Below are 2265 nucleotides of genomic sequence, written 5' to 3' on the forward strand. Positions count from 1 at the left end.
GTTCTTTGCGGACACCCTAGCATTGGCGCCTGCGTCAGTTGGGGCGCTGTGGTTGTTGTAATTCCGGAAATCGAGGCAGTACTCTCGAAGAGTTTCATAAGTCTGAATTGATCGCCGAATATAAGATTTCCATTCGTGCGGTATTGCGTTTTTGATATTTTCTATCACGTCTGTCCTTTGCTAACTGGCTTAAATCCATGCGCCTCATGACGACACACAAATAATGATATCGAATCGCGGTATGCTCATCGTTGCGTGAAGTTGGTGACGGTCAACGCTTTGGCTCTGTCGGGGTGGCGGCAGATTGTAACTTAGCGGATGCGAGGTTTTCCGATCGTCTCATGGATGAGCTCTTGCACTATGTCTCCTAACCTCGATCAATGCCTGTTTCGTAAGCGGGTGTTCGGCGTTCATGCGTTGTGCCCTGTGGTGTCCTGGCGGACGAGGGCCAGGACGCGGTCGCGGATGGTTTCCATGGTGGCTTTGTCCCTGGCTTCGGCGTTCAGGCGCAGGAAGGGTTCGGTGTTGGAGGGGCGGAGGTTGAACCACCAGCGGCCGTCCTGCGCGGTGAAGGTGGTGCCGTCGAGCTCGTCGACGGTGACGGGCTGTCCGGCGAAGTCGGCGGCGACGCGGGCGACGGCGGCGGGCGCGTCCTGGATGCGGGAGTTGATTTCGCCGGAGGAGAAGTAGGGTTCGTATTCGCGGCCCAGCTCCGAGAGCGGGGTGCCGGTTTCGCCGAGGGCGGCGAGCACGTGCATGGCCGCGAGCATGCCGGTGTCTGCGTTGAAGAAGTCGCGGAAGTAGTAGTGGGCGGAGTGTTCGCCGCCGAAGACGGCGCCCTCTTCGGCCATGCGGGCCTTGATGAAGGAGTGGCCCACGCGGGTGCGCACCGGCTTCCCGCCCTCGGCCGCGACCAGTTCGGGCACGGCCAGGGAGGTGATCAGGTTGTGGATGATCACCGGCTCCGCCTCGCCGGCGGCCTTGGCGCGGGCGATTTCGCGGCGGGCGACCAGGGCGGTGATGGCCGAGGGGCTGACCGGGTCCCCGTTTTCGTCGATCACGAAGCAGCGGTCCGCGTCGCCGTCGAAGGCCAGGCCGATATCCGCCCCGTGCGCGACGACGGCGGCCTGCAGATCCCGGAGGTTTTCCGGTTCCAGCGGGTTGGCCGGGTGGTTGGGGAAGGAGCCGTCCAGCTCGAAGTACAGCGGCACGATCTCAAAGGGCAGGGGCGGCAGCAGCCGGTCGCCCAGGACCGCGGGGGTGGTCAGCCCGGCCATGCCGTTGCCGGCGTCGACGACGACCTTCAGCGGGCGGGAGCCGGTCAGGTCGACCAGGCTGCGCAGGTAGGCGGCGTAGTCCTTGAGCACGTCCTGCACGCCGATCCGGCCGGGGGCGGCCACGGCCGGGATGCTGCCGGCGGCGAGGTAGTGCTCGGCGGCGGCCTGGATTTCCTTCAGCCCGGTTTCGGAGGAGACCGGCACGGCGCCGGCCTTGGCCATCTTGATCCCGTTGTACTGGGCCGGGTTGTGGCTGGCGGTGAAGGTGACGCCGGCGGCGTTCAGGGCGCCGCAGGCGTAGTAGAGCTCGTCGGTGGAGATCAGGCCCAGCAGCCTGATGTCCGCACCCCGGGCGGTGGCGCCGGCGGCGAAGGCCCGGCAGAATTCGGGGGAGGAGGGGCGCATGTCCCCGCCGACCAGCACGGTCTGTCCGGCCAGGCCCAGCACATCGACGAAGGCGGCGCCGACCGCTTCGACGATTTCGGTGGTGATGGTTTCGCCGACGATACCCCGGACGTCGTAGGCCTTGAACGATGCGGAAAGATCAAGTGTTGTGGTCACATAGGTAAGCCTATCTGCTGCGGGCGGACGCCCGGTAAACGTTCCTCCACAGGTTCAGCCCGCGGCTCAGCTGTCCACATCCGGCGGCGGGACCGGGCCGATGTCGGCGCCGACTGGAATACTGGAAGGCATGATTCAGGCAGAGCAGTCCACGGTTGCGGCAGTTGAAAATCCGGAATTGAAAGATGAAGCAACCGCAATCCTGCGCGCCCTGGTAGGGCATCCGGAAGCGCAGTTCCATGCCGGCCAGTTCGAGGCCGTTGAGGCCCTGGTCGGCAGGGGCCGGCGGGCCCTGGTCGTGCAGCGCACCGGATGGGGGAAATCGGCGGTCTACTTTGTGGCCAGCCTGCTGCTGCGCGCCCGCGGCGCCGGTCCCACGCTGATCGTCTCGCCCCTGCTGGCCCTGATGCGGGACCAGGTCTCCGCG

General features: G+C 65.5%; 2 protein-coding genes. One reads left to right on the forward strand and one right to left on the reverse strand.

The window, feature by feature from the left end:
* Nucleotides 1-410: 410 nt before the first annotated feature.
* Complete coding sequence (locus AC5RVV_RS17265) at nt 411-1838, reverse strand: phosphomannomutase/phosphoglucomutase (RefSeq protein ID WP_494002592.1); 1428 nt, start codon at nt 1836-1838, stop codon at nt 411-413.
* 130 nt (nt 1839-1968) lie between these two features.
* On the opposite strand from AC5RVV_RS17265, the gene AC5RVV_RS17270 reads away from it, so the two are divergent.
* On the forward strand, nt 1969-2265 hold a 297-nt coding region (locus AC5RVV_RS17270), incomplete at its 3' end, for a DEAD/DEAH box helicase (RefSeq protein WP_494002593.1).

The organism is Arthrobacter sp. MDT2-34-1 (assembly GCF_059091365.1).